5 protein-coding genes are annotated in these 5,144 nt (G+C 45.6%); 1 reads left to right on the forward strand and 4 read right to left on the reverse strand.

Going from position 1 to position 5,144, the window contains the following annotated elements; genetic code table 11:
• Nucleotides 1-183: 183 nt before the first annotated feature.
• On the reverse strand, nt 184-1,212 hold the full coding sequence (locus H6S82_RS17250) for a WD40 repeat domain-containing protein (RefSeq protein WP_190470661.1): 1,029 nt from the start codon (nt 1,210-1,212) through the stop codon (nt 184-186).
• Nucleotides 1,213-1,340: 128 nt separating this feature from the next.
• Here H6S82_RS17250 and H6S82_RS17255 point away from each other — a divergent pair, with 128 nt between their 5' ends.
• Entirely contained in the window at nt 1,341-1,526 is a 186-nt protein-coding gene (locus tag H6S82_RS17255; RefSeq protein ID WP_190470659.1) for a hypothetical protein, read from the forward strand.
• Between the two features lie 392 nt (nt 1,527-1,918).
• Here H6S82_RS17255 and H6S82_RS17260 read toward each other — a convergent pair whose 3' ends face one another.
• From H6S82_RS17260 to H6S82_RS17270, 3 genes are all read right to left on the reverse strand, one after another.
• A complete protein-coding gene (locus H6S82_RS17260) occupies nt 1,919-2,869 on the reverse strand; it encodes a DUF2382 domain-containing protein (RefSeq protein ID WP_190470657.1) in 951 nt (316 codons plus the stop codon).
• 164 nt (nt 2,870-3,033) lie between these two features.
• Entirely contained in the window at nt 3,034-3,882 is an 849-nt protein-coding gene (locus H6S82_RS17265; protein ID WP_190470654.1) for a DUF2382 domain-containing protein, read from the reverse strand.
• Between the two features lie 235 nt (nt 3,883-4,117).
• On the reverse strand, nt 4,118-5,044 hold the full coding sequence (locus H6S82_RS17270) for a DUF2382 domain-containing protein (RefSeq protein WP_190470651.1): 927 nt from the start codon (nt 5,042-5,044) through the stop codon (nt 4,118-4,120).
• Between the last annotated feature and the right edge of the window lie 100 nt (nt 5,045-5,144).

Genomic DNA, 5,144 nt, shown 5'->3' on the forward strand with positions numbered 1-5,144 from the left:
AATCATATCGTGCCCGGTGGCATCAGTTGCCTAAAAAATTGCTCTCTTATCTGTGTTCATCTGTGTAGCCTACGGCAAGGCTTCGCCTACATCTTTATTCATCTGTGGTTAAAACTTAACCTCTGAAGCCAACAGATAATTTCCCGCATCACTCATCTACTACCGATACAACCGGACATGATATCAATTATCCCGCAAACGCCACAACTTAATGCTGCTATCATCGTCATCGCTCAGTGTTTGTTCGCCGGGAGTTGTAGTAACAGACCAAAACCAATTAGAATCACCGGTGAGAGTGCGAAGTAATTTCCCGCTATTCATCTCCCACATCTTGATAGTATTGTCATTACTACCGCTAACGAGAGTTGTGCGATCGCTGCCAATCGCCACAGACAAAACAGCACCCGAATGACCGGTGAGAGTGCGAAGCAACTTGCCGTTGCTGACTTGCCAGATCTTGATAGTATTATCCGAGCTGCCGCTGACTGCGGTTTCGCCATCAGAACTCAGCGCGATCGAATCAACCCAGCAAGAATGACCCTTGAGGTTGCGAAGCATCTTGCCGTTGCTCAACTGCCATATTCTCACAGTGCAATCCGAACTGCCACTAACGATAAACTTTCCATCCGGACCGATCGCAACACTCGCCACCCAGTTAGAATGACCTTTGAGAGTGCGAAGCATTTTGCCCGTGGAAAGTTGCCAAACTTTAATAGTATTATCAAAACTGCCGCTGACGATATGCGTACCATCGGCACTGATAGCCACAGAGAGAACCGACCCACAATGACAAGTAAGCGTGCGAAGCAATTTGCCATCGGCAACGTTCCAAACCTTAATGCTATTATCATTGCTACCGCTCACCAGAGTCTGTCCGTCAGAACTAAAGGCAAGACAAAGAACGGAACCGCGATGATCGCTTAGGGTGCGAAGTAATTGGGCGTCTTCTAAATTCCAAATCTTGATAGTATTGTCATTACCCGCGCTGACGAGAGTTTTCCCATCCGGGCTAATAGCCAGGGCTCGCACGCAGTCTGAATGACCGGTCAAGCTGCCAAGCAATTTTCCGTTGTCGAGATCCCAAATCTTGATTTCTTCCGAGTTGGCGCTGACCAGCAGAGGCAAGCGGGGGCTGATAGCCACAGCGCGGACGTAGTTGGAATTGCTGCTGACGGTATTAACCAGGGGCGGACGGGCGTTGGTGGTGAACATGACTGAGATGATTCTCCTTGTGTTGGCGTTGCAAAATCAGCCGGGTACTGGCAGAGTGCGGTGCGGGTGAAGCCGCTTTTACTATAAGCCAGAAAATCTGCTAGCAGTAACCAAATCTAGGGTGCATTGTGGCAAAATTCGATACCAAGAGTGTGGGAATTTTATCAGAACTTAAGGAAAAAAGTGCAGATGCTACCTTGGGCTGGGACTTTGCCAAAAGTCATGGCACGAACTGCCAGCGGCTACCTTCAGCTCTCTGGTCTAGAATGCCCAAGATTGTCCCCAAACTCTCTAAAGATGTTTGTTTTATTTGATTTTGTGTTTTAGCATAGGTTCTTTTCGATGCACCCGAAGCAAGCTTGTCGCTCACTTCTTGAGTTTCTTGCGACCTGCACCTTGCACTATAAGCCAAACCCGATGGTTTGGCAAACTGCTTCTGGTTTGCGATGATTTTCTCGCCTAGCGCCTTTCTCGGTGTATTTTCCGGGGCAAGTTACCCCAAGACACCCCAGAACTACAAAAGCTTAGCAAAATCCTGCGGTAACGATCGTAACATTTTTATTGCCGATCGTTACCGCTGTGGGAGGGCGAAAATTTAAGATGGCAAATAGCAGATGGAAAGAATCAATCTGCTATTTGCCATCTCAAATTGGAAATTCCCTGAATTGCCCAATCTAAAATCTCAAATCCAAAATCTCAAATCGACTTAGGTACCAGAACAGCGATCGAACCACTCCTGGTAAACTTGCTGATGTTGCGAATCCGACAGCAAAATTTCTATTCGCACGCTCTTGCACCCGTTATTTAGCTGTCTGGCAATGGCATCTAACAGCAGGCTGGCAGTTTTCGGAGAAGTAAATTCGCCACTGACAGTTAACTGACTGTTTGGATTGGCAGCTGCGATCGCTTCGGGAGTGGGAATTTCTCCTTGTCCTAAATCTATTTCTGCCAGTACTTTTGGTGACGGACTGACTTGTTCGACAATTAATTTCTCGTACTGGACTGGCACCTCTACCATCCGAGTTTCGATTTCTTTACGAACAACTACTTCACCTACTTTACGTTTGTTGAGGTTAACAACCAATCGTTCTTCTAGTAACCGAATAACTTCTTCTTCTACCACATCTGCTGTTTCGGAATCTGCTGGGGAGATCTCCTCATTTTGAGATGATTCCAGGTTATCCTCGAACTCATTTGGCGCTGACATCTGCTCTGCATAAGAGCTAGCGTAATAGCTTGGTTTTGGATTGACTTCTGGCGTTTGGGAAGGGGGAGGATTGCTTGCCCGAACGGCTTCGCTCTGCCTTTCTGACAGGTGCCTTGCCAGAGTCTGCGATCGCCTATATTCTGGCAGATCCTGTATTTCGTTTTTCGTAATATCTAATGAAAGGGATTTACTGGGATAATCAACTTGATGAATGTGATTGCTTCTTAATAAAAAAACGTGCGAACCGGACGCGGCATCCGCTTGAGATATAACTAAGTTTAGCTGACGCGATTTATCAAGATACACATCCTTTACTTGCCCGACTAAGATGCCGCTACTGTCCTGCACAGAAAAGTTTCTTAGTTTAGTTCTCAACTTTTCCAGCAAGACTTTAATGCGAAGATTATGTTTGTCCGATTCTAGCTTTTTTGCAGATGTTTGCTTCTCCATTTTAACCACCTTTTGTGAATTGTAATGATGTTCCGGATGAATATTTAACCTTGTAAAGCACAGGCAGAGCTTTGATGTCGCCCCGCCTGCACTATTGTTAAACCTGTTTTGACTGAGCAAGCCGAATAATTGCGTTAACTGCGGTTACATAGTTAGAGAAAAACCTATGTACGCTCGCCTCTATCCACAACCGGATCGCCTTCGGTATGAATATCTAACTCTTCGCGACGAACGGTGTCTTCCGTTTCTACTGTATCGCGATCGATTTCTTTACGAAGGCTGACTTCTTCCCGCACAAACGCTTGCTTTTGAATGTTAGCTGTTTCTTGGTACACTTCCATACGTGCTACTTCTCCCGACTGGAAATCAGCATCGCTAGGATTAACAGGTGTCGCATCTGTGGGGTTGTTTCGCTCGATCACAATTCTTTCTTTTTCGATCGGTACGGAAATTCTTGCCGTTTCGGTTTCAATGCGCTTACCAACCGCAACTTCTCCTACTTTATGACGCTCTTTACTGCCGATTAGCCGTTCTTCATACAACCGAAATGTTTGATTTTCCCCCTCGTTAATGTTGTACAGGTAAGGTTCTCGATCGTAATTGTAGGTATCCCGGTTATAAGTTTCAGATCCCGGAATGGATTCTCCCCTGTCGGTAGCTAGGGGACGATAAACTCCTCTCAACCGCTCTTCGTAATCGTAATCAACCGTTAGGCTTTTTTTATACTCCGGTAAATTTTGTACTTGCTCTTTACTCAAACCATCGACAAAGACGCGATGCAAGTTATAATCAATGCGAGATAGACCGATGGGAAGCAAAATTTTCTTACCGAAACCAAAAGCACCTGTGTCAATTACCAGATACCGGAAACGACCTTCGCGATCGACTAATACATCGCTAACGCTGCCGGCTTTCTCGCCTCCCACAGTATAAAGGTCGAGTGTTTTAATATCGTCGTTTCCTAAAGTTTCGCGGTAATTGGGATAATAATCTTCTAGTTCGATCAAAGCCATTTTATTGTCTCCTAAATTGTCTTCATAAAAAATGTTAAAAATCTATCTGATGCTGCCATCTTTCTCTCGACAGACTGAGCTAGTTTTTGGTGAATAATCTCGAAGAGCAGGCAGAGTCAAAGGTTGGCTCTGCCTGCACGTTTAACTAGCATTCAGCATTGGCGTCGGAAAAGCTGATGGCTAATGGCTGACGGCTATTTTTAACGGCTGAGTTTGTCAAAAATAGCACGCGCTTTTAGAAGCGATCTTCAGCTCTTCTATCGACAACGGGATTACCTTCCGTGTCAATGTCTAACTCTTCGCGACGAATCGTGTCTTGGGCGTCAACTGTGTCCCGATCTACTACTTTCCTGACTACTACTTCCTCACGCACGTAGGCTTCTTTACGAATATCAGGAGTTTCTTCGTAAACTTCTATTCGCGCTACTTCCCCTTCGCGGAAATTTACTTCGCCTGGGGTAACTGGCCTACCGGCATCTACTGGCGTAGTGCGCTCAACAACGACTCGCTCTTTTTCGATCGGTACCGAAACTCGCGCCGTTTCGGTTTCCACACGCTTACCAACCGCTACTTCACCAGCTTTGTAACGATTTTTGTTTGCGATCAGCCGTTCTTCGTACAATCTGAAAGTTTGATGATTGCGATCGTTGAGCTCGTACAAATTGGGTTCGCGATCGTAGGTGTAGGTATCGCGATTGAAATTGCTGTAGTTAGCGCGATCGCCCATCGCCGTCGGTGTAGAAACCGCATAATCTGCGTCAACCGGTGTGGAAGCTTCCACAGGCGGCATAGCTGTATCCCCTACAGCAGGAGTGCGATATACGTTTCTCACTCTTTCTTCGTAATCGTAATCCGGTACAGTGCGATCGCTATACTCAGGTAAATCTTCTGCTTGCTTCCTACTCATGTCGATCGCGTATACGCGATCGGCACTATAGTCGATTCGCGACAAACCAACCGGTAGCAAAACTTTCTTGCCAAAAATCCAAAAGCCCAGATCGACTACGAGATAGCGAAAACGACCATCTTCATCAACTAAAACGTCACCGATCGTCCCGATTTTTTCGTCGTTATCTGTATAGACGCCAAAACCTTTGATGTCATCATCATTAAATGTTTCCCGATAGTTGGGATCGAATTGATCGATTTTCATTAGAGCCATGCTAAAACGCTCCTTTTTTTCACATCTGATACTATCAACGCTAAGAATTTATTTTTTATCTTCCATCTTTCTAGAGACTGAATAACGCTTTTAATAGACG

It is taken from the genome of Planktothrix sp. FACHB-1355 (assembly GCF_014748295.1).
Lineage (GTDB): Bacteria > Cyanobacteriota > Cyanobacteriia > Cyanobacteriales > Aerosakkonemataceae > Aerosakkonema > Aerosakkonema funiforme_A.